The organism is Psychromicrobium xiongbiense, assembly GCF_030271165.1.
In the GTDB taxonomy this organism is placed as follows: domain Bacteria; phylum Actinomycetota; class Actinomycetes; order Actinomycetales; family Micrococcaceae; genus Renibacterium; species Renibacterium xiongbiense.
The window spans coordinates 158,473-181,278 of the sequence record NZ_JASSZH010000014.1; the positions used below are offsets into that span (position 1 = coordinate 158,473).

19 protein-coding genes are annotated in these 22,806 nt (G+C 63.9%); 6 read left to right on the forward strand and 13 right to left on the reverse strand.

Features of this window, described 5'->3' with window-relative positions; all coding sequences use genetic code 11:
- Window positions 1-62 precede the first annotated feature (62 nt).
- On the reverse strand, window positions 63-461 hold the full coding sequence (locus QQM37_RS06120; RefSeq protein ID WP_285725697.1) for a hypothetical protein: 399 nt from the start codon (window positions 459-461) through the stop codon (window positions 63-65).
- A 324-nt stretch (window positions 462-785) separates the two neighbouring features.
- Here QQM37_RS06120 and QQM37_RS06125 point away from each other — a divergent pair, with 324 nt between their 5' ends.
- Window positions 786-2,582, forward strand: a complete 1,797-nt coding sequence (locus QQM37_RS06125) for a DUF5635 domain-containing protein (RefSeq protein WP_285725698.1) — start codon at window positions 786-788, stop codon at window positions 2,580-2,582.
- Here QQM37_RS06125 and QQM37_RS06130 read toward each other — a convergent pair.
- From QQM37_RS06130 to QQM37_RS06140, 3 genes are all read right to left on the reverse strand, one after another.
- On the reverse strand, window positions 2,567-2,734 hold the full coding sequence (locus QQM37_RS06130) for a hypothetical protein (RefSeq protein ID WP_285725699.1): 168 nt from the start codon (window positions 2,732-2,734) through the stop codon (window positions 2,567-2,569). The two genes, QQM37_RS06125 and QQM37_RS06130, sit on opposite strands and share 16 nt — an antisense overlap.
- Before the next feature lie 445 nt (window positions 2,735-3,179).
- Window positions 3,180-4,376 carry a type II toxin-antitoxin system HipA family toxin gene (locus QQM37_RS06135; RefSeq protein WP_285725701.1) on the reverse strand — a complete coding sequence of 399 codons (1,197 nt, stop codon included), beginning with the start codon at window positions 4,374-4,376 and terminating at the stop codon, window positions 3,180-3,182.
- The gene (locus QQM37_RS06140) at window positions 4,369-4,548 is read right to left on the reverse strand and encodes a helix-turn-helix transcriptional regulator (protein ID WP_420030125.1); all 180 of its coding nucleotides are present in this window, start codon (window positions 4,546-4,548) and stop codon (window positions 4,369-4,371) included. Before QQM37_RS06140 ends, QQM37_RS06135 begins: the two co-directional genes overlap by 8 nt.
- 489 nt (window positions 4,549-5,037) lie before the next feature.
- Between QQM37_RS06140 and QQM37_RS06145 the strand changes: the two genes are divergently transcribed.
- The 4 genes from QQM37_RS06145 to QQM37_RS06155 are packed head-to-tail and all read left to right on the forward strand — an operon-like array spanning window position 5,038 to window position 6,837.
- Window positions 5,038-5,499 carry a DUF2306 domain-containing protein gene (locus QQM37_RS06145; protein ID WP_285725703.1) on the forward strand — a complete coding sequence of 154 codons (462 nt, stop codon included), beginning with the start codon at window positions 5,038-5,040 and terminating at the stop codon, window positions 5,497-5,499.
- A gap of 46 nt (window positions 5,500-5,545) precedes the next feature.
- A complete protein-coding gene (zapE, locus tag QQM37_RS14505; protein ID WP_420030128.1) occupies window positions 5,546-5,929 on the forward strand; it encodes an AFG1/ZapE family ATPase in 384 nt (127 codons plus the stop codon).
- Window positions 5,854-6,282 carry a hypothetical protein gene (locus tag QQM37_RS06150; protein WP_285725704.1) on the forward strand — a complete coding sequence of 143 codons (429 nt, stop codon included), beginning with the start codon at window positions 5,854-5,856 and terminating at the stop codon, window positions 6,280-6,282. Before zapE ends, QQM37_RS06150 begins: the two co-directional genes overlap by 76 nt.
- 33 nt (window positions 6,283-6,315) lie before the next feature.
- Window positions 6,316-6,837: an AAA family ATPase gene (locus tag QQM37_RS06155; RefSeq protein ID WP_285725705.1), complete on the forward strand. Its 522-nt coding sequence runs from the start codon at window positions 6,316-6,318 to the stop codon at window positions 6,835-6,837.
- On the opposite strand, the gene QQM37_RS06160 is transcribed toward QQM37_RS06155, so the two are convergent.
- The 4 genes from QQM37_RS06160 to QQM37_RS06175 all read right to left on the reverse strand — a co-directional run bounded on the left by QQM37_RS06160 (window position 6,812) and on the right by QQM37_RS06175 (window position 13,517).
- On the reverse strand, window positions 6,812-9,058 hold the full coding sequence (locus QQM37_RS06160; protein ID WP_285725706.1) for a glycoside hydrolase family 3 C-terminal domain-containing protein: 2,247 nt from the start codon (window positions 9,056-9,058) through the stop codon (window positions 6,812-6,814). The genes QQM37_RS06155 and QQM37_RS06160 overlap by 26 nt on opposite strands.
- Entirely contained in the window at window positions 9,055-9,294 is a 240-nt protein-coding gene (locus tag QQM37_RS06165; RefSeq protein WP_285725707.1) for a hypothetical protein, read from the reverse strand. Before QQM37_RS06165 ends, QQM37_RS06160 begins: the two co-directional genes overlap by 4 nt.
- 286 nt (window positions 9,295-9,580) lie before the next feature.
- On the reverse strand, window positions 9,581-11,857 hold the full coding sequence (locus tag QQM37_RS06170) for a DUF7507 domain-containing protein (protein ID WP_285725708.1): 2,277 nt from the start codon (window positions 11,855-11,857) through the stop codon (window positions 9,581-9,583).
- A complete protein-coding gene (locus QQM37_RS06175) occupies window positions 11,847-13,517 on the reverse strand; it encodes a sigma-70 family RNA polymerase sigma factor (RefSeq protein WP_285725710.1) in 1,671 nt (556 codons plus the stop codon). Before QQM37_RS06175 ends, QQM37_RS06170 begins: the two co-directional genes overlap by 11 nt.
- 141 nt (window positions 13,518-13,658) lie before the next feature.
- Between QQM37_RS06175 and QQM37_RS06180 the strand changes: the two genes are divergently transcribed.
- A complete protein-coding gene (locus tag QQM37_RS06180) occupies window positions 13,659-14,519 on the forward strand; it encodes a hypothetical protein (protein WP_285725711.1) in 861 nt (286 codons plus the stop codon).
- 11 nt (window positions 14,520-14,530) lie between these two features.
- Here QQM37_RS06180 and QQM37_RS06185 read toward each other — a convergent pair whose 3' ends face one another.
- From QQM37_RS06185 to QQM37_RS06205, 5 genes are all read right to left on the reverse strand, one after another.
- On the reverse strand, window positions 14,531-17,986 hold the full coding sequence (locus tag QQM37_RS06185) for an error-prone DNA polymerase (RefSeq protein ID WP_285725712.1): 3,456 nt from the start codon (window positions 17,984-17,986) through the stop codon (window positions 14,531-14,533).
- 78 nt (window positions 17,987-18,064) lie between these two features.
- Window positions 18,065-19,636: a DNA polymerase Y family protein gene (locus tag QQM37_RS06190; RefSeq protein ID WP_285725713.1), complete on the reverse strand. Its 1,572-nt coding sequence runs from the start codon at window positions 19,634-19,636 to the stop codon at window positions 18,065-18,067.
- Window positions 19,636-20,520: a hypothetical protein gene (locus QQM37_RS06195; protein WP_285725714.1), complete on the reverse strand. Its 885-nt coding sequence runs from the start codon at window positions 20,518-20,520 to the stop codon at window positions 19,636-19,638. The genes QQM37_RS06190 and QQM37_RS06195 overlap by 1 nt, the downstream gene beginning before the upstream one ends.
- 115 nt (window positions 20,521-20,635) lie before the next feature.
- Window positions 20,636-21,439: a signal peptidase I gene (lepB, locus tag QQM37_RS06200; RefSeq protein ID WP_285725715.1), complete on the reverse strand. Its 804-nt coding sequence runs from the start codon at window positions 21,437-21,439 to the stop codon at window positions 20,636-20,638.
- Window positions 21,440-21,579: 140 nt separating this feature from the next.
- Window positions 21,580-22,707 (reverse strand): Fic family protein, encoded by a 1,128-nt coding sequence (locus QQM37_RS06205; protein ID WP_285725716.1) that lies wholly within the window; start codon window positions 22,705-22,707, stop codon window positions 21,580-21,582.
- Window positions 22,708-22,806 lie beyond the last annotated feature (99 nt).

Below are 22,806 nucleotides of genomic sequence, written 5' to 3' on the forward strand. Positions count from 1 at the left end.
GACGTCGAATCGCAGGTACCTGTCCCCGACGAGATAGAGATCCATGCCCTACGAGCACCTCGTCAGGAAACCTCGCCGATGAGCCGTCCGATCTCAGCGCGCTGCTCGGTCAGCGTGACCACGGTCGCAGGATCGACGGCCTCGAAGGTGTCCGCGACTCCCGCCACGCCATTCTCGGTCATTCGATAGGCGACCAGACCTCCGCCCTGATCCCGCGACATGCCGCTCGGCCAGACATCCGCCTGCGCACCCGCGACGCCGATCCGCCACCCTTCGGGTTCGAGTAGGTCTCGGACGACGCAAAGCGCCTCGAACGCGTCGTCCGCACGAGCCTCGACCGGGTCAAACACACCGGAGTCGATCCGCACCGCCCACCCACCCCGCTCATATCGCCATGCCACGGAGGCCCTATGCACGGTGCCATTCCTGGCCACCTCAATCGTCTGCGGACTCTTCGTCATCTCATCATCATCTCGTTGTGACCGTCTGAAAGAGCATCGAGGCGCGCTTTGGCTACCTGACCAGCGTAGTTCCGCCGCCAGAATGGCCACTTCGGGATCCCGTGACGCTTCCAGGTCTCCACGAGACCCGCGACCTAGCGGACGGACGCGAAGAGACACAAACGGCCCCAGCGCGCACCCACGAATGGATGGAGTGTCCGCGGCGCCGCAGCGACGACGGCAGAGGTGTTCGCTACGGTTCGCACAGCAGTGAGGGGTAACGGAAAGTGGCGCGCCCCGAAAGCTTCACGCTTTCTGTTTAGCGAGGTACCTAAACTGAAAGACATGATGAAGTCGAGCGAGCCTGTTCCCTTTCAGCCGGGCACGGAACTGATTGCGGATCGTGCGCGTGCTGAAGCAGCGGTCGACGAGTGCCTCGAGCGTATTCGATGCGGGGTGCTGCCCGATGACGCAGAGCGTCAACGCGTCGACGTCAAGGAGGAAGCGGGCAGACGCGGCACCGGCGGAAGACTGTTGCCCGGGAACCGCGAGAACACCAAGGCGGCCGATCAACTCGCCGACGAAGTCGCAGCCATGGCCAATACTCCTGGCGGCGGCGCATTGATCGTGGGGATCGAGGACAAGACCGGCGATCTGCTGGGCACGGAACTTGACCTGGAGTGGCTGCGGCATCAGATATATCGCCGGATCGATCTCGCTCCCGACGTCGTCGAGCGGATCGAGGCGGGCATCCGGCTACTCGTGATCTTCGTACCCGAGTCGCGAGAACCGGTCGAGGACACGAGCGACCGTATTCGCTGGCGGGTAGGCGCTGCTTCGGTGCCCATCGATCGTGGGCAGTGGTGGCTGCACCGGCAGGGGCGCGCCGGATGGGACCCGATGTCTCGACCGAGTTCGATGAACCTAGAGGATGTCACGCCCGGCGCAATTGCGGTAGCGCGGGAGTACCTCAGGCGACGCGACCTGCGGGATGCCGGCACGATGGACATCGCCGACGCGCCCGCTGAAGATCTGCTCCGACAACTCGGGCTTCTCGGCATCGATGGGCGCCTAACCGAGGTCGGGGCGCTGCTGTTCTGCGCGGCGGCCCGACCGTGGCTCAGCTGGACGCGGCTCGACGTGGAAGGCGGAGATGTTCTGGCTCGAGAGGAGAGGTATCGAGGCCTCAGCTTGCTTGAACAGATCGTTCGAGTCGAATCCCTCATGGATGCAGCGAACGATCGAGTCACGATCGCCGGCGACTTCGCGGAGCGTGTCGTCAGACTGATTCCGACACGTGCGGCGCGAGAGGCGATTCTCAACGGGATGGTCCACCGCGACTGGAATCAGCACGCACCGACGAGTGTCACCTGGGTGGAAGAGGACTGCTCGCTCACTGTGGTGTCCCCGGGCGGGTTCGTCGGTGGCGTCACCGCGGACAATCTACTCACGCAGAGATTCAGCAGGTCGCCGGCGCTGGCCGATGCAGCACTTGCCCTGGGGCTCGTGGACAAGCAGGGGATCGGAGTAGATCGGATGTATCGCGAGATGGTGACGCTCGGTCACCAGCCTCCGCGGATCATTGAGGAGCCAGGTCCCCGCGTGCGCGCGAGGCTGGTCGGGGGCGCACCGGTGGTGCCGATCATGCGCTTGACGATGCGGCTCCAACCGACCGCGCGTCAGCGCGATGTCCAGGTCGCGCTCATCATCCATTCATTGCTCCATCGTCCGTTCACCACGGCTGCGGAGACGGCGAAACTGCTCCAGCGTTCCCCTCAGGACGCTGCCGAAGCCCTCGAGATTGCCGCGAAGTGTGTGCTCGATGCCCGAGCAGTCATCGAAGCTCACAAGGATGTCTGGGTACTTTCAGCGACGTCGCGCAATGCCGTGCTCGGCGGGGGCGTCGAGGCTGCCGGGCTGAAGCGGCGCGGAGTTCTCTGGTACGTCGCTCCTAACAGCGAACAAGTGCGCGCCATCGTGCTGGATTGGTTCGATGCGCATGACCGGATAACGTCGGGAGATTTCGCAGTACTGTCGGGAATGACAGTTCAGGGTGCGCGAGGCGCTCTGGACCGGCTCGTAGGCGATCTTCTGACGCGTGGTGACGCAACGGGGCGCAATGCGCACTATGTGCGACGGTAGGTGTCCGCAAGACGCTGCGTCCGCGCGGCGGTGTTCGTTCGTTCCGTTGAGCTTCGCACGTCGATGCCGGGCAGCACGATGGCGACAGCGGCACTCGCCGCAGCGCCGAAGTCGAATCGCAGGTACCTGTCCCCGACGAGATAGAGATCCATGCCTGAGGCTTTCGACAACGAGAAAGCGAAGGAATCTCACGTCAGCGGAAGTGACCGTCCTCAGAGTCGATGCTTTGGAGCCCATCGGTCGCATCCCATTTGATGCCTCTTACAAAAGCCCACGTGGACGGCACGCACGAGTTATCGGGCCGCGCTCCCCGGCAACGGCAGCTATTGGCGAAGCCCTTCCCGTTCGAACGTGATCCGTCGGTTTGGAAGCGGGGCGATTCAGCGCCGCTGGGGCCTCCATCAAAGCCCTCGTCCCTGGGCACATTTTGGGCACATCCGATGTAAAAGCGGGTGATTTGAGGTAACCAAAATCCTTGAATTCTAGGGGTTTTTCATGCCCATATTGGGGCTGAAAAGGTTTCAAATCCCACCGTCACCGCGTGTGCGGAGGCATCATCGAGTGTCCATTTGCGCACAGTAGGCCAGGCGACCAGGGTCAGGCCGTGAGCTCGGCGCGACGGAACCGCAGCTCGCGCAGCGCCCCGTTCAGCGGCGAGCCGGCGAACGGCAGCTCCTCCAGATCGATGGCTGATGCTGCAGCAAGGGCGACGTGATTGGCGGCAGTCGCCGCCCGCTGGGGCAGCCCGATGGCGGCGGCGAACTCCTGCCAGTGTCTCGCCTTCAGCGCCTTGACCTTTCCGTCGACAGTGAGCGCCATGGTGTCATCGCCGTAGAGCAACGTGCACGGGATGTCATACATCGGTGCCACCACCCAACCTCCGTGCCGGCCGGTCGCAACCGAGACATTCTTGGCGTGCAGGTCGCCATTGCCGGTAAGCCAGGCGAACACGAACTGCAGGTAGAGGTTCCGCACGGCCACCGGCCTGGCCTTGCACAACTCGGCCAGAGCGAGAACGACGTCCTCGGAGCTGACCGCGTACTTGGACGCCGGCGGGAGGTTCATCACCTGGGCGGCGTCCTCCAGCGGCACACGGCGGACGACGTCGCCGCCGTCCTGGATGCGGTCGAACCGCTCCACGAGCAGTCCGGGCAGACCCTGCCGGTCCCGGACCACGCTGTGGGCCGCGACGGGGATCTTCAGGGCCCTTGCCCCTGTCAGGTGTGCCGCCTCGTTGACCACCAGATGCCGGTGGAGGGGCGAGTCCAGCTTGAGCAGGTACCGGCGGCCTGCCAGCGCGAGCGGGGTGGTCAGCATTGATGCGCTGGCCTTGTTCTGGACCCCCGGCAGTCCGTGCAGGTCCACGGCGCCGGTCAGGGCAGCAAAGTCGAGGTCTTCGGGCCTGGAAATGTCGGCAAGAGACTCAGGTTCAAACGGCAGCTCCCCCGCGGGGACGATCTGGACATCGCCCGGGACGTCGGCACCGACGGCCAGCAGCAGGCTGAGCTCATCCGCCAGGCTCGTCTTGACGGCGTCCTTGAGCACGGTCAGGCGGTGGCCTTCCGGCAGGAGGCCCGCGAAAAAGGCTGGCAGTCCGCCGTTCGGGGATTCAACCGGATCCTGCGTGAAAGGCAGGGAACTCGCAACAGGACTGGAGCCGGAGGCTGCGTAGTCCGGGGCATAGCTGAAGACCACGTTGCCGCGCTCTGTGCGTTCCAGCCGGCCGGCCAGCACCCCCGACTTGTAGACATCCGCGCTCCGGACGAACTTCAGCTGCGCCAGATCCTCAGCCATCAATCGTCCCCAGGCGCAGGCCAACAGCATTGGCAGCCGCGACCACCGTCAGGAGCGACGGGTTCCCTTTTCCAGTCTCGATGGCGTGGACGGTGCGTGCGGATGTGCCGATCAGATCGGCCAGAGTGCTCTGGGTGATACCGGCAGCCATCCGGGCGCGCCTGATGCTCACACCGATAGCCTTGACGTCATCCATAAATAGGCCATTTCTGAAATATGTTGCTGATTTGGCATCCTGCAACTCCCATCCTGCCCGATATACGCAAGATAGGCAACATATTTCCGAATTACGACTTTGCCGGGCCATGTGCCACTCCCTGTGAGAAATCGGCAAGATACTTCCGGTTTTCTAGATCCCCACAGAGTCAGTGGCTGCCAGACCCTCGGCGAACCCGCTGTCGACCGCTGTAGATCCAGATCCAGATCCACGATCGCACGGTTCCGTATGAATCATAGAGAAACGATGTCCTGACACCAGACACCACCGTCACCGCCAGGTGTTGTCTCGGGACATAGTTCCCACTGTGTCCCGAGACTTTTTGGTTTTCGGGTGGGTGTGCACCCTTCTCCCTGCAGTGTCTGCGGGATCCTGAACTACCATCCCCGTTGCGTCGCGTGGGAGAATCTGGTTGCCCGAGTCTCGATGACGAATGGATGCCTGATGCCTCTGTGGACACCGCTGATCATTCTCCACGCGGTTGCAGCGACAGTTGCGCTCATGATCGGCGCCGTCCAGCTCTTCCGGCGCAAGGGTGATCGCCCGCACCGAACCCTCGGACGCATCTGGGTGATCTTCATGGCAATCGCCCTCCTGACATCGTTCGGGATTCTGACGATTACCGGCGGATTCGGCATCCTGCACGGCCTCTCCGTGTTCACTGCCTGCACCATCACGATCGGAGTCATTCAGGCCCGGCGCGCCAAAATCCCCTCACATCGCGCGTTCATGATCGGCTCCTACTTCGGTTTGCTCGGCGCCTTGATCGGCGTCGTGGCAGTGCCGACCCGGCGCATTCCAACCCTCGCAGTGCATGAACCGCTTCTTCTGGTGCTCTTCCTCGCGATTCTCGCGCTGGCAACGGCGGCGACCGTCATCGGCATCGTCCGCTTCCGACGCCCTTAATCAGTCCGCCGGGTAGCTGAGAACGTGGCGCAGGGCAGTCTCAGCCATCTGGTCGACGAGGCCTCCCGCTCCCCTCCCACGACCCGAAGAGCTTTGGGCCACCTTTGCTCAGCTGTGCGAATCACCGACATCGACCATCGAATACCTGCAATGGTCTCGGATATACCCCCGCTGGATGGTCACCGAGGTTCCAACGTTTGATTCCGCAGACGCGCAGGCGCACCAGAGGTTCATCAACCTCATCGACGTTCTCGTAGAAGTAGAAGCAGACGTGTCGGTATCTTTCGTCTCAGGACACAGCCTCGCGACGTTCCGTGACAGTTCTTCAGCACGGCGTGAAGCGGTCACAGTTCTATGCCGCGGCGGCCGAGGAACCAAGGGAAGTTTCATGAGCCACCCGACATCAGTGGCGCCATCGTCGTATTTCTGACGAACTACCCCGGAGAAAACAGGACCGAGTTCACCGCCCGTTTCGGAGTTGGCCCCGCGGAGGACGCCCTCTGGGCCTCAGTCCCGACGCCATCGGGCATCTACGCGCCCTGCGTCATCGTCGGTGTCGCCTTCCTCTCGGGCGGATTGCCCTACCCCATGACCGTGAAGGAGTCCTCCACCCCTCTGGAGAAATGGCCCACCCGGGGCCATTTGCTCCCGGTTGCCTTTCATCGTGGTGACCCTTCGCGTCTGGAGGTCCGCTGGGACCAAATACTCAGCAACCGCGAGCGAGCGGAGATCGAGGCTGGGCAGATCGCCGCTCAACAAGGCGGCCCGGCCGCCCTCGCCTGACGAACCGGCCACCACCCTGCTACCGTCTGGCGCATGGGCAGGAGCAACTACCTCATTGAAGGCATTTCCGGCACCGGCAAGACCTCGGTCTGCGCGGAATTGCAACGGCGCGGCTACCATGCCATCCACGGCGACCGGGAACTGGCCTATCAGGGCGACCCGACAACCGCTGAACCCGTGGAGGGCATCACCGGTCTTGCCGTGCATGACCACCACCTCTGGAGGGTGGACAGGGTGAAGGCCCTGGTTGCCGACCAGGCTGAGGCGGTGACGTTTTTCTGCGGAGGCTCACGGAACGTCGCACAGTTCATCGATCTGTTCGACGGGGTCTTTGTCCTGGAGATCGATGCCGCCACCCTGACCAGGCGGCTTGACCAGCGGCCGGAGGACGAATGGGGCGGGCAGGGCAGGCAGGCGGAACGCGAGCTGATCCTGCGCACGCATCGAACTGGGGACGAGCAGCCACGCAAGGCGGTGAGGATTGATGCCACCGCGCCGATCACGGTCGTTGTCGATGAGATCCTCCGGCTCAGCCCTCCTGAGCACCCTCGATGATCGCCACCATCTCGGCCCGGGGCAACGGGAACCCGTCCATCCGTCCCACCGGGAAGTTCCCCAGCATCTTCAGCAGATCCTCGTCCCGACCACCAGCGCCCGATTCCAGCGCCGCCCGCAAGGCCGGCCCGGCCACCGGGTGCGCCAGAACCTCGTCGAAAGTGGACGCCAGCGAGATCGGAAGCCCGATGTCGTCACCAGCGATCTCCACGGTCGTCGAGGTCCGCAGGTCGCGGCTGGAGGCGCCGACGTCGATGGTGTACCTGCCGCCTTCGACGATCCAGCGATCAACGCGCACGTCCCAGTAGGCAAGGTCGCTGCGACGCAGGGTGAGCGCGACCTGCTTCGTCTCGCCGGGCTTCAGCTCGACGCTCTGGAAGGCTTTCAGTTCCCGTGGCGGACGCTGCACCGTCGAGTCCGGAAGTGAGGTGTAGACCTGGACGACCTCGCGCCCGACGATCGCCCCGGTATTGCTCAGCGACACCGTCACGGCGACATCTCCGCCATCGCGGACCGAAGCGAGCGCATCCGTGATCTCAAAGCTGGTGTAGGAGAGCCCGTGGCCGAAGGGATAGCGCACCTCCAGCCCGCGCGCATCGTAGGAGCGGTAGCCGACCAGCAGACCCTCGCCATAGCGGACATGCCCGTTCTCGCCGGGGAAATTCCCGAAGGCCGGGGTGTCCTCCAGCCGCAGCGGGATGGTCTCGGTCAGCTTCCCCGAGGGATTGACCAGCCCGAAGAGCACCTCAGCGCTCGCACTGCCACCGGCCTGCCCGAGCAACCAGCATTCGAGGATCGCCGGCACCCGGTCGGCGAAGGGCAGTGCCACCACGCCACCGTTGGAGAGCATGACGATCGTGTTCGGGTTCGCCGCGAGAACAGCATCGAGCAGATCCAGCTGAGCAGGGGGAAGATCGATGTGCTCGCGGTCGAAGCCCTCGGATTCCTCCTGCGCCGGGACGCCCAGGAAAAGCACCACCCGCTCCGCACCCGCCGCAACCTGCACGGCCTCGGCGAGCAGCGCGGCGGCATCGCCCGATCCGTCGAGCATGAAACCCGGAGCGTACCGCACGCCGCCCGTGGACAGCGCGCGAATCCCCTCGAGCGCAGTGTCCAGGCGGGTCGGGTTGATCTGTGAGGAGCCAGCCCCCTGATAGCGGGGCTTCTCCGCGAAGACGCCGATGACGGCCACCGCAGCCTCCCGGGCCAGCGGCAGAATCGGACCGTCGTTTTTGAGCAGGACGATGGACCGAGCGGCGACTTCCCGCGCCAGTGCGTGATGCGCCTCGACATCCAGCGGCCCGGGCACGGCGGGACGGGCCTGTGCCTTGCGCACCAGATCCACCATGCGCCCTGCCGCGACGTCCAGCACTTCCTCCTCCAGAGCGCCGTCCTGCACCGCAGCGACCAGCTCCGCGTCGGTGCGGCCACCACTGGAGGGCATCTCCAGGTCCAACCCTGCCTGCAGCGCCTTCACCCGATCGCTGACCGCACCCCAGTCGGAGACGACCAGCCCGTCGAAACCCCACTCCTCGCGCAGCACCTGCGTCAACAGCCAGGGGTCTTCCGAGGCGTAAACGCCATTGATCCGGTTGTAGGAGCACATCACCGTCCACGGCTGTGCCTCCTCCACCACCCGTTGGAATCCGCGCAGATAGATCTCCCGGAGCGGGCGCGGGTCCACGTCACTGGAGACCCGCAGCCGATCGGTCTCCTGATTATTCGCCGCAAAGTGCTTCAGCGAGGCCCCCACGCCCTGAGACTGGATGCCGCGGACCAGACCCGCACCCACAATGCCGGAGACCACCGGATCCTCGGACAGGTATTCGAAATTGCGGCCACACAGGGGCGAACGCTTGATGTTGATGCCCGGGCCCAGGATCACCGCCACCTCTTCAATGGCCGATTCCACCCCCAGCGCCTCCCCCACTCGCTCAGCCAGCCCGGCATCGAACGCTGATCCGAGCCCGACCGCGGGCGGGAAGCAGGTGGCCGGCACGCTCTGCGCCAGACCGACATGATCACTTGCCCCCGCCTGCTTGCGCAATCCGTGCGGGCCGTCAGTCATCATCACGGAGGGAATGCCTACGCGATCAACAGCTGTGGTGGTCCAGAAATCGGCGCCGCTGGTCAGAGAGGCCTTCTCTTCAAGAGTAAGATCCGCCACTCGCCGGGCCATCCGCCGGGCAGCTGCTGCTTCGTGGTCAGATGAGGCGGTCATGAGCGATCTCCTTCGTCATTTTCGCCATTGGCGGCTGCCTCAATCCAGTCCGTGGCTTCATCCGTGAGGTACACGTCCCCCGTCGATTCCCCCGCCCACCAGGATGGATCGGTGGTTCCTTCGGTGATGTCCAGAAGGTCCGCCGCGACCGCCGGGTCCAGAGCTTCACCGTTGTGGGCCACCAGCCATTCCCGGGATTCCGGCCTGAGACGGGGCCACCACGCTGTGATATTCATGGGCTCAGTCTCGCACCGTTGCGCGGATTTCAGAGCCTGTCACTGCGCCCAAAAAAATTTCTGATCATCCGCAACACGATTCTCCCGACATGACCACTTAACAAATGTCCGATGGCTACAGCAGAAGTTGGGGGCACTCTGCAAGGCGTATTCCACCTTGCAGGTGAGTTGTGGCGTTCCGGGCTCCGCGGGTGACACCGTGGAAGGAATGCAGGCCTGAGTATCAGGTTGTCAAGGTGTGGGTGGGGCCGGTCGGCGGTAAACGACTGGCCCCATTCACTACCCTCTATCGGAAACCTTTCCAGCGCGCCGTTCTGGCGGCGCTCACCAGCGCAGCTCCAAGCAGCAGAACCAGCAGGCCCATCGTTGCCCACTGCGGGCTGGCGACACCCGTGGCTGCGAGCGCAGATCCGGCGCCTTGTCCGTTGGCCGCTCCGGAACCCAGCCCACCCGCGGCAGATCCTGTTCCGCCACCCAGGCCACCGAGCGTCCCGTCTGCACCAAACCAGCTACCTGAACTGAGGCCTGGACCCCGACCGCCGCTCGAAGAACTACCCGAAGAACCCGCGGAGAAACCGACCACGACGCTACTCTGCGCCGGGCTGAGTGTGCCACCGGCAGGAGTCGTGCCGCTCACCGTCGCAGGGTTGACCACCTGACCGGCATCGAGATCCGTCTGAGTCAGCGCATACCGGCCCGAAGCCGTCACGCTCTGCCCCGGCAACAACACCCCGGCCGCACCCGGCCAGGAATACGTCAGCGGCGACAGACCGCTGAGGGCATCCTTGAAGGCCACGCCGGACAGCGAGACATTGCCGGTGTTCTTTGCGGTCAATCGATAGGTCATGACCCGGCCCGGTTGCACCGGAGAGCCCAGAGTGGAGACATCCACCGATTGTGAAAACGACAGCGCTGCAGTGCCGGGCAGCGGTGTGGACAGCTGCACCTGCGCGGACTGCAGACCGGAGCCACCCGGCAGAGTGCCACTGGCCGACGCCGGGTTGACCACCTGACCGGCATCGAGGTCCGCCTGGGTCAGCGAGTAGCGGCCCGAAGCCGTCACGCTCTGCCCGGGCAACAACACCCCGGAAGCACCCGGCCAAGTATACGTCAGGGTGGTCGACAGGTCACCGAGTGTGTCCGTCATGGTCACGCCGGACAACGGAACGTTGCCGGTGTTCGATGCCGTCAGCTGATAGGTCAGCGTCTCACCGGGCTGCGCCGGAGTGGTCAGCGCGGTGGTGTCCACCGACTGCGAAAACGCCAGCCCGGAGACCGTGGGCGCGAAGGTGACGCTCGCACAGGCTGGCGGGTTGACGCCATCGGCCTGAGTCAGATTGGCGGGGCAGTTCTGGTAGTTCTGTGTGCTGGCAGCGAGACCTGCGGAAACGTTGGAGCGCACCTTCACCGTGAGCGTGCAGGAGGCCACGCCGCTGCCGAGCGTTCCACCGGTGACGCTCACAGTGGAGCTGCCTGCGGTCGCGTTGACGGTGGCCGGGCACGTCCCGCCGACGGTCGGCGAGTTCGCCACGACCAGCCCGGCTGGCAGCACGTTGGTGAAGGACCAGCCCGCCTTCTGCGAGAGTTCCGAGGTGTTGGTGACAGTGAACGTCAGGGTGGACGTTGCCCCGGCGGGGACGACACCCGGGCTCAACGCGAGGTCCAGTTGCGGCGTCACATCGAGCACCCGGAGATTGCCGAAGGCGCCGTCGTTACCCACCGAGGTCAGGCCCTCATTGCGGATCACCAGACCCACCGAATTGTCCGGCATGAGCTGGGATGCGCTGCCGACGAAGCGACCGTACCGCACCAATGCGCCGTTGACGCTCAGGCTCGGATCGTTCACGGTCAGGCTCTGGCTGGCGGGGTCGGTGCACGGGTTGATAGCGGCAGCTGAGACGGGCAGTTCCGCCCCGCTGCTGGTTTTCAGGTAGGGGCGGAGCAGGGGTGCAGCCACCGGCAGATTGCAGGCCGTCGCTGCGGCATCCACCGAGAGCGTGAGGAAACGGTGCGCCGCGGGCAGCGTCAGTTGGCTCTGCGTGGCAAACTGCTGCGAGTTCAGAGCCACAGGGCCGTCCGGAGCGTAGGGCAGCGGGACGTCCAGGGCACCGGCGGTGCCGCCAGCGACCACCCGATTGGCCTGCGGAGTGACCTTCCCCGCCAGAATCCCCAGGGCCTCCGCCTCCGCCCGGATATTGTCGATAGTCGTGGCGAAACCATTGCAGTAGGAGGTCATGGGCACGAACGCATCCTGGTAACTCGCCACAAAACCATTGCAGCGGTACTGGTTCAGCCAGTAGGAATCCGCTGTGTACCCCGTCCCTGAGCTGGGCGTGTAGGCCGTCAGCGGGGTAATCCCGGAGCCCTGCTGAAAGTCCTCGGTATAGATCGCCACTGGCGGCTGGGGAATACCCGGAGTTCCCGGGGTTGCCTGCGCGGCCGGAGCACTCAGCACGGTGCTGATGGTGAGCAGAGCGAGCAGCGTGAACAGCAAGGACCACACTGCGTGGGGGCGTTTTGGTCCGTTCTTCACGGACCCGGTATGGAGAGGATCAGAACGCATTGGCGAACGCCGCTCTGGTCACGCCGGTGCCGGCAAAGGAATAGCTGAGCTGGTGCACCTGAGCAGGATCCACCACGGTCACGTGCAAGGCGAAGCCCAGCGCAGAAGGGTCAAGCTGGGGCGTGGCACACTGAGCCTGATGCTGGTCCGGGCTCACGGTGCAGGTCCAGTTGGCGGGGGTACCCAGCGAGGCAGGATCAATCAGGGTGTTGCTGGGGACGGTGAAAACAGCCTGAGCGTCCGATGGCGTCCCCGGCCCCTGCAGCGCAAAGGTCACGTTCAGCGTGAGACTGGTGGGTTGTGCGCTGGCCACCCGTTGAAAGCTGGCGCTGACCGTCTGAGTAGGGGCCGGTGCAGCAGGAGCCTGAGCGGGGGACGTCGCGGAGTTCACGGTGCCGGATCCGCTCACCGTGACGCCCGACGGCGCGAGGGCCTTCGGTGCCGGGACACTGGCTGCGGGACTGCTGGGGGCTGGAGCGCTGGGTGTCGGTGCAGATTCGCTCGACGGCGGCGCTGTCGGGCTCGCGGTGGAGGCAGAGCTCTGCGCCGGTTGGCTTTGGACTGGTTGGCTCGGCGCTGGCGCCTGCTGCGACTGGCCTGCGGCCGCCATCGGTGGGGCGGGCTGTGCCTGGGCCACCCAGATCGCCAGACCCACCACGGCGGCTGCAGCCACGGCTCCGGTTGCTGCCAGGCCAGTGATCCTCGCTGGCGAAGCCACTGCCGCCTTGGCTACACCGGCCACTGCCACCTTCAACGCACCGAGCCCCACGGTTTTTCCTGCCACCGTGCCGATGATCGCGCCAGAAGTTGCAGCACCCGTCGCGGTCCCGGCAAAGATGGCCGGAATGGCGGGGGTGAAGGCGATCCCGGCGATCAGTGGGAACACGCCTGCACGCATCGACGCCTGAACGTCATTGAGATCCGCGAGCATCGCCGTACACCGCAGGCAGCCGTCCAGATGTTCCTGGATCTTCTCCCGCACGCTCTGCTTCAACCCGCCACGGGCAAAGGTGCCCAGCTGCTCGGCATACTCGGCGCAGGTCTCGCCCACCGCAGTGGTGCTGAGATGGTTCTGCAGATAAGCGCGACGGAGGCCTTCCCGGGCCCGGATCAGCAGGGAGGAAACGCCGTTCGGGCTCAGCCCGACAAAAGGCGCTGCGGCGGCGGGTTTGAGACCTTCGATATCGACATGCCAGAGCACGGCCTGCCAGCGTTCGGGCAGCGAACGGTAAGCCTGGGCCACGGCGGTGGATTCGAACTCCTGGAGCACGACGTCATCGTCTGCCCTGGCCGAGTCGAGGTTCTCATCATCACCGGTCAGCAACAGCGCTGACGATTTCCGGTTCCGTTCGAAGGCGGTGCGGCGGACGATCGTCAACAGGTAGGCACGGAAAAAGGAATCCGGCCCCTTGCCGGACTGAAGCGTGTGGTAGATCGAGGCGAAAGCATCTGCGACCACGTCATCTGCATCACTGACATTGTCGACATGGCGCCGGGCAGCATACATCGCAGCTGCACTGTGACGGGTATAGAGGACATCAAAGGCCCCGGCTACACCGTCGCGCACCTGCTGGATCAGAAATGCATCGCTGTCTGGCTCTAGGGGCAGGTTCCCGACCGCCTGATCGCTGCCCCCCGCAGCGTTTTCGTTGTGGTCCACCCATCTATGGTAAATAAAATTAACCGCGTTTCGTTACACGCCTCCTGTGCTGGCAGGTGTTAGGTACGTCTGTCAGGTACTTCACTCAAACTTTTTGATCCAACCGCGGCACGATTCTGTGAAAACTCACACTGAGTAGATATGAAGACCATTTCTGCCCACCCCGAGCCGGAACTGCAGCAGTCGCTGCTGCTTCTGGCTCGCTGGCAGGAACAGAGTCAGCAGACTGGATGGCGCTTCCCCGGAGACTGGCCGGTTCCGGAGACGGAGCAGTTGGTCACCGCGCATTGCACGGGCGATTCCCTGAATACCGCAGCCCGGTCCCTTGGCATTGCACGCGCTTACCACGGGGTGGGCATCCGGGAGACGATGACCGACCTCAACACCTTCTTCTCTGCCGCAGAGATCGCCCCGGACCATGAAGCCACCATGGAACTTGTCACTGGCTGGGTACAGGAGAACGAGCAGGGCGTGCCCTCCTCCTGCACGGATCCACAGAGTGGCCTGGCAACCCTGGCGCATCTGGAGCGACTGATCTACGACATGTCCCGGGCCACCGAATCAGAGCGCAGTGAATACGTTCTGGCCACCATGTCTTTTTCCTGGCTGGTCAGAACGTGCGGGTCGATCGGGGATGCAGGGCTGGCGCAGAGTCTGGATCTGGCGCACGGGCTGGATCTGGCGCATAGCGGGGTGCTATCACAAGGCGCGGTGCTGGACTGGTCTTTGCTGGCCAGGATCGGCCAGATCTGCCAGACACAGCTTCCGGAACAAGCCTGTGCCGCGTTTCATCGCGGGAATGTCCACGTTCTACTTCGCCGCTCTGACCGCAATTCCGCCGCCATCCTGCGCTGCCTGGATCGGATCAACCTCCTCTCCCCCGGTACTCCTGGGGCTTCCTCGGTAAGTTTTATGCCCATTCCTGCCGAGCAGGACGGCTACACCCAGCTGATCTACCAACTCCGCCACCCCGGTCAGGCTCAACTTCACCCCGGGATCTGAATTCAGTCCCACTAGCGGAAGTCCCTCGACTTCACCGAAACCGGCAGCGGAAGAGCCTCAAACCCATCCGCGAGGAGCGCTATCACCCCCTCCGGGGACCGTTCCAGAATGCCGCGCACCAGTAGCCCTTCGGCTCCACGCACAATGCGCCGATACCGCGCCCACGCTCCCTGCGTACACACCACGTTCACTAGCCCCGTCTCGTCCTCCAGATTCAGGAAGGTGATGCTGTTGGAGGTTTGTGGACGCTGCCGATGAGTCACCACGCCTGCCACCGTTACCCGTCGATCCGGCTCAGCGCTGCGCAGCTCGATGGCGGTCAGCACCCCTCGCTCCTGCAGCTCCGCCCTGACATGTTTCAGCGGGTGGTCCTCCGGGGAGATCCCGGTCGACTCCAAATCTGCCCGCAACTGATCAAGCTCCGTGAAGATCGGCAATTGCGGGGCCTCCATCGTCAGCTCCAGGCCGGGCAGCTGGCTGGCCCTCATCTGCGCGGCGGGAGCTGCCTCCCACAGTGCGGCACGGCGATCCGGGGTGAGCGAATCCAGCGCTCCGGAGGTGGCGAGCGCCTCCAGCTGAGCACTGCTGGGCTCGACCCGCCGGGCCAGGTCCGCCATCGAGCGGAACGGGCCACCGTGTTCCCGCTCTTCGACAATCCGCTGAGCCAGGGCATCACCCAGGGACTTGATACTGTCCAGGCCCAGGCGTACCGCGAAATCACCATCCCGGCGATGCGCGGCAAGGTCGAAGTCCTCGGCCGGATCGAACAGACCCACCGGCCCCTGCGTCGCCGGCTGATCCGCGTCCAGGCATTCCGGACGGCCCTGGGGGACTCGTGCGTCACGGGGAACTCGTGCGTCCACGGAGGGGTTCCCTTCCGCCACAGGTTCAAGCCCTGCCTGCACACCGGATCGGTGCAGGTCCGGGCCACGGACCACCACCCCGTGTCGCCGCGCATCCTCCACCAGGGTGCGCGGGGCGTAGAAACCCATCGGCTGCGCACGCAGCAGCGAGGCCAGGAAGGCTCCCGGGTAGTGCAGTCGTAACCAGGAACTCTTGTAGACCAGTAAGGCGAAACTCAGGGCGTGGCTTTCGGCAAAACCAAAGTTGGCGAAGGCCTCAATCTGCCCATAAATCACTGCCATGTCCTCCTCAGACAGGCCGTTTCTGCGCATGCCGGCAAAGAGTTTGTCCTTGATCTTCCCGATCCGCTCCACACCACGCTTGGACCCCATGGACCGGCGTAACTGATCGGCTTCCTCCGGGCCACAGTCACCCACGGCCGTAGCCATCTGCATCAGCTGTTCCTGAAAGATCGGCACTCCACAGGTCTTCTCCAGCACCGGTCGCAGTAATTCATGCTGATAACGGATGTCCTCTGGATTGGTCCGGTTCCGCATATAGGGATGCACTGCACCACCCTGGATCGGCCCGGGGCGAACCAGGGCGACCTCGATCACCAGATCGTAGAACTCGCGGGGCTTCAGTCGTGGCAGCATACTGATCTGGGCCCGGCTTTCCACCTGGAAAACCCCGATGGTATCGGCAAGGCACAGCTGGTCATACACGGCTTTCTCTTCCTTGGGAATGCCCTCCAGAGTCCAGCGTTCACCGCAGTGTTCCGCCACCAGATCAAAGCAGTGCTGCAGGGCAGAGAGCATGCCCAGGCCCAGCAGATCGAACTTCACCAGACCCATATACGCGCAGTCGTCCTTGTCCCATTGCAGAACGGTGCGTTTTTCCCGGCGCGCGTTCTCGATGGGGCAGATCTCGCTGACCGGCCGATCAGTCAGCACCATGCCTCCGGAATGGATACCCAGGTGCCGCGGGAAGGAGCGCACCTGATCTGCCAGCGCCCACACCTCCTGCGGAATGTCATTTTCCGGGGTCTCCTCATTTCCGTAGGGATTTTCCAGCTGTTGAGACCAGGCATCCTGCTGACCTGGTGAATAGCCCAGGGCCTTCGCCATGTCCCGGATGGCGGCTTTGGGCCGGTAGCTGATCACATTGCACACCTGGGCGGCGTTGAGTCTGCCGTACGTGTCATAGACATGCTGGATCACCTCCTCACGGCGCCGCGCATCGAAATCGATGTCAATATCCGGCTCCTCGTTCCGGGTGGTGTTGAGGAAGCGCTCAAAGGGCAATTGGTAGAAGATCGGGTCGATTGCCGTGATGCCCAGGCAATAACAGACCGCTGAGGCGGCCGCAGATCCCCGCCCCTGGCACAGAATGCCGTTCTCTTTGGCGAAGGCGACAATCCGCTCAACGATCAGGAAATACCCCGGGAAGTCCTTCTGCTCAATCACTGCTAGTTCCTCCTCAAGGCGCTCGCGATGCCCTTGCGGCAGGTCCGGGTACCGCGTTGCCGCTCCCGCCCAGACCATCTCCCGGAGATGACTCATCTGGGTATGCCCTTCAGGCAACTCCAGCACGGGCAGCCGGGGTTTAGCCCGGGTCAGAGGGAAGGCCAGCTCCCGGGCCAGCTCCACGGTGCGTTCGACGGCACCGGGGAACCGGGCAAAGCGCCGGGCCATTTCCGCACCACTGCGCAGGAAAGCCCCGGGACCTGCAGGCAGCCAACCGTCCAGCTCGGCCACCGAGCGGCGCGCCCGGACTGCGGCCATCGCGGCGGCCAGCCGGTGCTTCGACGGTGAGGCGTAGTGAACGTTATTACTCGCGATGACCGGCAGTCCCAGCTCCGCAGCCGCAGCGGCCAGGTGGTCATTATGTGTGCTGTCCTGGGGATTGCCGTGATCGTAAAGTTCCACGACGACATTCCCCTCGCCAAAAAGCTCCACCAGCCGGAACAGCTGCACCCGGGCCGCCCGACCGGCATCGCCCGCTGCCAGGCCTTCTGCGAGCGCACGGCGGACCAGGCCCTTCCGGCAACCGGTCAACACCACCCAATGGCCGTCCGCGCGCTGCGCGAGGTCCTCCACCGCATAGACCGGGCGCCCCTTCTCGGCGCCCTTCGCCAGCTGCCCCGCGGTGATCGCAGCAGAGAGCCGGTGGTACCCCTCGACGCCCCGGGCCAACAGGAGCAGATGATCTCCCTCCGGGTCTGCTTCACCCCCCTGGGGTTTACTCAGCCCCAGGGACAGCTCCGCACCATAGATGGTCAGCAGATGGTCCTGATAGTTCTCTGCCACCTCGGCAAACTGGGCGGCCCCGTACAGCCCGTCGTGGTCGCTGAGTGCCAGTCCGGTCAGCCCCAGGGTGACGGCTTCCTCCACCAGCTCAGCCGGTGAAGAAGCCCCGTCCAGGAAGCTGAAATGAGAATGCACATGCAATTCCGCATAGGGCACCACAGGCCCCTCGGGAGGCCTGATCGGCTTGGGCTCGCTGCGGGGTCGTTTCCGGCTGCGCGGCGATTCTGAGGCCTCCACGCTGGGCCTGTGCGGTGGCCTGCCGGAGAGCGTGCGTTCCAGCTCTCCCCAAGGCATCTGCGGGTTGTACCAGCCCATTAGTGTCCTCCCAGATGCTCGGTCGCTCGGCCGGATTCCTCGAATCGTGGCTCGTGGGATCCAGCCATCATGAGAGGCCTAGTCATCGTGTGCCTCGGCGTACCAGGCGCCATTGCGGGTCATCAGGACCCAGGCTTCGCCGGATCCATCGACAATCTGGAAGCGATGCACCCGGCCGCTGCCCTTTTCCCACCAGCGCTCCTCTACTGGCCAGGGACCAGCCCACTTTTCCACTGTTCGCTGCCCTCCCGGCGTGGAATCCGGGTTGAAGATCTGCGGCACCCCGGAGAGTTCCATCCGGTCATCGACCTCCACCGAACGCCGGTGCTGATCCAGGAGCTGGACCGGCACCGGCTCGGCGAAGACGGTCGCCGGTGCGGGGCCGCTGAGCGCTCCTGGCCAGGGGCGCTCATGCAGCCTCTTCATCTCGCTCTCCGAGGCCGGGCCGGAGTCGCCCCAGGGAATCAGCGCCCGGCGGCGAGCCAGCAGACGCCCTCCGGTCAGGGCCGCGGTGAGCACCGCTGTATGGCCCAGCATGCTCTGCACCCGGGCCAGTCCATGGTGGATATGTTCCCGGGGCCCGTTGCCCCAGAGCCCACGGGCATGGTGCGCTACGTCATCGACCGTTTCCGGGATGATCCGCACCCGTACGATGCCGGCGCACAGCTGCTGACTTCCTTCCACCTCACCTTCCGATATTCCCGCCCCCTGGATCTGCCAGCGAATCCGATCAAGCACATCCTCGGCATCGAAGAAGCGAGGATGCTTCCACACCTTTTCCTGGTGTTGATACGAGTCGTCTGCCAGGTGAACCCGTAGCGCTGTGCAGACTTTTCCTTCACGGGAGAGCTGGTCGATGAATCGCTCGGCAGAGGTTTTGACGGCAAAGGCCAGCTGATCCACGCGCTCCACTGACGGTTCGAAGTCGACCGTCACATCGAAAGGTGTGACGGGGGCTCGCGGCAGCACGGGGCGCCTGTCCAGTCCACGAGCCAGCAGATGCGCCTGCGCGCCATCGGCCCCGAACCGCTCCCGCACACTGATCTGCTCCAGTGCGGCAAAATCTCCGAGAGTTCTCAATCCCAATTGCTCCAGGACCAGCGTCAGTTCGGGCTGCTGGAGAACATCCAGCCTCAGACTGGCCAGGAACGCCGGCGAGGCCTCCGGTGCGATGATCCGGATATCCTGGGCCAGCCGGGCAGCCTGTTCTGCGGCAAAAATCCCGTCGGCCACCCCCACTCGGGCGATGGAGCCGCTGAGCTCTTCGGCACTGTGCAGGAGCATATGGGCGGCTTCCCGTTCGCCGCCAAAGTACCTTGCGGGCCCCTGCGCCCGCACCACACACGTGCCGGGCCGAATCGTCTGGACTCCGGGGATGACCTGCTCCACCGCAGCGATCACGGGTTCAAACCCCCGCTCGTCCACCGCTGGGTCGTAGGGAAAGATCTGCAGGCTGGGGCAGCGAGACTGCGCCTCCCGCTGCCGCAGGCCCCGCCGGACACCGTGCTCCCGGGCTTTGCCGGAACAGGCGAACACCATCCCCCGGTGGATCAGCGCCACCGGAAGATCCGAGGGGACGTCATACTCCGTCTGAGCGGCAACGATGGGCCAGTCCGGACACCACAACACCATGACTCGCTCGGTCGTCATCAGCTGCCCACCGCCTGCTGCTCCATCAGGTCCTGGGCCATCGGGCTCTGGTCAAAAAGATCCCGGGCTGGCAGATCCTGCGCTGAAAGCTCCGGCACCGAGCGGATGTGGGTTGTCCGTCCCGGGGAGGGTGAACCGTCCAGCCGGAGCTGTCCGCGCAGACTTCTGCCGTTACGCCATCGGGACTCCACCTGGATGCTGCGCCCGCTCAGCTGGCCGTACCCGGCACCCAGCCCCTCCCAACGGTTTTCCGTCACACGAAGCGTCGCATCAACAGCGGGCCAGGCACCCAGGGAAACCAGCACGGTATGGCGCTGCCGGAGTCTGGCCATCAGACGGGAGGTCTGCTGTTCGGTGGCCCGTTCCGGAGCATGCACCAACACCAGTCCCATCACGTCAACCAATGCGGCGGTGACGCTCAGCCACTGATCGCCCGGCGAGGGCACCAGAACCAGGCGGTCCAGCGAGATGCCCCGCTGAGCAGCGGCTTCCACGCCAAAGCCGGGAACGCCGATCACCGCGCACCAGAGCCCCGCCGCTGATGGGCCTGCCGCTAACGCCATGGCCAGTGCAGTGGAGTTCAGCGCGGCATAGCTTCCACCGTGCTGGACCCCACCGCCCGGGAGCAGTCTGCCCAGACCAGGAAAGGTCTCCAGAACCCGGGAGCCCAGGGAGGCATCCTGCGCCAGGAGAATCCTGCTGCGTAACCGGTGGACCTCAGCCCGTCGTTCCTGAGCGTTCCCTCGCGCCGAACTGTCTGCTGCAGCCTCCTTCAGAGACTGAGGGGGCGACTGCAGAGAATGCTTGAGAGAAGACCTCAGGGAGCGACTGGAATCACGGCGTGTCGCGCCGATGTCTTCGATTCCATGTGCTATGCGGCCCATGGATCCATACTCGAATATATGTTCTATTAAGTCAACTGGTGAGTATGACCACTAGAACATATATCCCCGACAGTATGCGTGACTCAGCCCGGTCAGAGCCTGCAGGAGAGGAAAATCAGGGCTTGGGGCCGGGAACCTGAGACAGGACGCCGTTATTGAGCCCACGAATCCGATCGAGCGGCCAGGCGATCACCGAGGCCACACCCACCACATCCTTGCGGGCAATGAAGCCCTTCAAGGGGGCATTCGGGTGCAGTCGCGAATCCGCCGAGTTCGGCCGGTTGTCCCCCATAACCCAGAATTCATCGGCCGGGACCACCACATCAAAGGGCAGCGCTCCGCCGGGCAAAGCGTACGGCTCATCCACCGGCTGCCCATTGATGATCACCCGACCCTGCGGGTCACAGCACTGCACATGATCCCCCGGCAGGCCGATCACCCGCTTGACCAGATACTCCTGAGAAGGATCCGGAGCGAGCCCCAGGAACACCAGGACATTCTCCGCGGGGTTCGAGGCATGTTGCTGCTCCGCCGGGAGCCAGCCCTGAGTGTCCTTGAAGACCACGATGTCGCCGCGCTGGTACCCCGTGAAGCTCGGCCCAATCAGGTTGACGAAAACCCGGTCATTGATCAGTAGCGTGTTCTCCATCGAGGAAGAGGGAATGAAGAAGGCCCGGAAGAAGAACGTTTTGACCACCAGAGAGAGCGCCAGGGCGATCACCACGACGATGACGATCTCCTTGGCCCAGCGCCACGCCGCGTTCTGCGGCGGCTTACTGGCAGCGTGTTCCCCATGAGCAGCGTGTTCACCACTCCTGGACGCAGAATCACCAGAGGCGGAACCGTCTGACGCAGAACCTCCAGTCGGGTTCCGGCGGTCGCTCCGACCGCGCAAACGTCGCCACACACTCTGGTCCATGGACCACCCTTTCACCGGACACCACTCTGAACAGCAAACGGGGCCAGCGCCGGGATGTCAATTACAACGGTCCTTCTGTGCACAGTTCACAGCAGTCGACGGCCGTTAAGCCGTGAAGCACCGAGTCTGCGTTCAGGCTGCTAAAAGAGCACCGGCGTCGCTCTTTCCTGGGTGATGTCTTCGTCCTGCACCAGCAGTTCCATGAACCTGTCGTTCACGAACAGCAGCTCACGGCCAGCCGAATGCGCCGAGAGAACTCCAGCCGCCTCAAGCCCCTTGAGCCACTTGGTGGCGGTCGGCCGGGAAACCCCGCGCTGCTCGATGACGTTGGTGATGCGGCAATAGGGTTGCTCGAAAAGAACGTCCGGGAGACCCACGTGTCCGCCTCCCGGCAACGAGGCAACCTTGTCCTTGACAGCAGCCTGCAATCGGTTGGCTTTGTCGATCTTCAGCAGTGTCGACTTGGCCGTTTGCCTGACACCCTCCAGCATGTACTCGGTCCACTCAACCCACGATTCGTCGGAGGTCACCGCGCGGAGTGCCTGATAGTACTCATTCTTATGGGCGATGATGTACTTGGACAGGTAGAGGACAGGGAGGCTGAGAAGGCCTGCGGCGACCAACACCAGGACATTGAGAACACGTCCGGTGCGCCCATTACCATCCGCGAAGGGGTGGATTGCCTCAAACTGATAGTGAGCCAGCGCCATCTTCACCAAAGGGTCCAGGCCCTGTGCCGAGTTCACGAACAGTTCCCAATCGACCAGCTTCTGATCAATGATCTGCCGGCCTTCGGGTGGCGTATATACCGCCCTCCTCGTCACGGGGTCACCAATATAGGCTCCTGATCCTGTTCGAAGATCCATCCCGTGCATCTTGATGATCGAGCACACTTCACGGGCGATATTGGTGGTCACGCTTCCGCGCTCCTTCACCAGCCTGAACCCCTCGTTCAGGGCCGTCCGGTACCTTAATGCCTCACGGGCTGCAGGAGTGGCCGACGCCGCCTCGGTGTGCGCATACCTGAAGAGCTCGTCAGCAGTGGTCACAATATTCTCAATCTCGGAGCTGGCCTGGGCTTCCAGCAGAGGGATGGCATTGATGAGGACGGTGGGATTCGTCATGGACTGAGCTGCCTGATTCATCGCCGCCAAAGAAGCCCTTGCCTCGATCGTCAGCTTAAGGACGGCCGTGGTCTCCACCGATTTCATCGGCGGAAGCGCTGGCAGATCATTATAGGGAGCCTCAGGACGCCACAGTTCAGACATGGAAAGACCCTATCGACTGTGGACAATCATGTAAACATTTTGACCAAAACTTTAACTATTGATCCGATGTTGAAAAACCTTGTACATGGTTGTCCCCAT

Coding starts and splice junctions, on each gene's coding strand:
- QQM37_RS06125 (WP_285725698.1), top strand. CDS start 786: ATGATGAAGTCGAGCGAGCCTGTTCCCTTTCAGCCGGGCACGGAACTG.
- QQM37_RS06195 (WP_285725714.1), bottom strand. CDS start 20,520: ATGGGCCGCATAGCACATGGAATCGAAGACATCGGCGCGACACGCCGT.
- QQM37_RS06185 (WP_285725712.1), bottom strand. CDS start 17,986: ATGGGCTGGTACAACCCGCAGATGCCTTGGGGAGAGCTGGAACGCACG.
- lepB (WP_285725715.1), bottom strand. CDS start 21,439: ATGGACCAGAGTGTGTGGCGACGTTTGCGCGGTCGGAGCGACCGCCGG.
- QQM37_RS06120 (WP_285725697.1), bottom strand. CDS start 461: ATGACGAAGAGTCCGCAGACGATTGAGGTGGCCAGGAATGGCACCGTG.
- QQM37_RS06155 (WP_285725705.1), top strand. CDS start 6,316: ATGGGCAGGAGCAACTACCTCATTGAAGGCATTTCCGGCACCGGCAAG.
- QQM37_RS06145 (WP_285725703.1), top strand. CDS start 5,038: ATGCCTCTGTGGACACCGCTGATCATTCTCCACGCGGTTGCAGCGACA.
- QQM37_RS06170 (WP_285725708.1), bottom strand. CDS start 11,857: ATGCGTTCTGATCCTCTCCATACCGGGTCCGTGAAGAACGGACCAAAA.
- QQM37_RS06135 (WP_285725701.1), bottom strand. CDS start 4,376: ATGGCTGAGGATCTGGCGCAGCTGAAGTTCGTCCGGAGCGCGGATGTC.
- QQM37_RS06190 (WP_285725713.1), bottom strand. CDS start 19,636: ATGACGACCGAGCGAGTCATGGTGTTGTGGTGTCCGGACTGGCCCATC.
- QQM37_RS06180 (WP_285725711.1), top strand. CDS start 13,659: ATGAAGACCATTTCTGCCCACCCCGAGCCGGAACTGCAGCAGTCGCTG.
- QQM37_RS06150 (WP_285725704.1), top strand. CDS start 5,854: ATGCCGCGGCGGCCGAGGAACCAAGGGAAGTTTCATGAGCCACCCGAC.
- QQM37_RS06165 (WP_285725707.1), bottom strand. CDS start 9,294: ATGAATATCACAGCGTGGTGGCCCCGTCTCAGGCCGGAATCCCGGGAA.
- QQM37_RS06205 (WP_285725716.1), bottom strand. CDS start 22,707: ATGTCTGAACTGTGGCGTCCTGAGGCTCCCTATAATGATCTGCCAGCG.
- QQM37_RS06130 (WP_285725699.1), bottom strand. CDS start 2,734: ATGGATCTCTATCTCGTCGGGGACAGGTACCTGCGATTCGACTTCGGC.
- QQM37_RS06160 (WP_285725706.1), bottom strand. CDS start 9,058: ATGACCGCCTCATCTGACCACGAAGCAGCAGCTGCCCGGCGGATGGCC.